Origin of the sequence: Nonomuraea sp. MG754425 (genome assembly GCF_021699195.1) — a bacterium.
Taxonomy (GTDB): Bacteria; Actinomycetota; Actinomycetes; order Streptosporangiales; family Streptosporangiaceae; genus Nonomuraea.
The window spans coordinates 1-430 of the sequence record NZ_SSXE01000517.1 but is presented as its reverse complement, the minus strand read 5'-3'; the positions used below and the strand labels follow the sequence as shown (position 1 = coordinate 430).

The following is a 430-nucleotide window of genomic DNA, read 5'->3' as shown; positions in this document are numbered from 1 at the left end:
GGCTCTTGAGCACTCTCTGGGGAGTGGTCACGATCGGTGACTCAGTTGTGGAGTGCCATCTTCCGGAGTAGGTCGAGGTTGGCCCGGCCGAACATGAGCCGTTTCCAGAATTTGATTTTGCATATGGTGCCCTCGACAGCGCCTGACGAGTAGGGGAGGGTGAGCCCGGCCAGGACGGCGGCGTGGTCGCGTTCGATGCCGTTGGCCAGGGAGTGGAGGGCGGGGAGCGGGTCGGCGCGGACGGCGGTGAGCCAGTCGTCCAGGTGCTGGCGGCCGGTGCGTTCGGTGAGCATGGTGGCGAAGGCTCGGATGTGGCCGGCGGTGGCGGCCAGTTCGGGACTGCGGCCCAGGATCTTGGCGAGGTGTTCGGCCTCGGCGTCCCTCAGGTGGTCGGGGTGGGTCATGATCCAGCGGACGACCCGGCGGGGCT

General features: G+C 67.7%; 1 protein-coding gene. It reads right to left on the bottom strand.

All coding sequences use genetic code 11. The features are described from left to right. Window positions 1-41: 41 nt before the first annotated feature. A partial coding sequence (locus FAF44_RS53780) for a transposase (protein WP_237111204.1) occupies window positions 42-430 on the bottom strand: 389 nt, incomplete at its 5' end.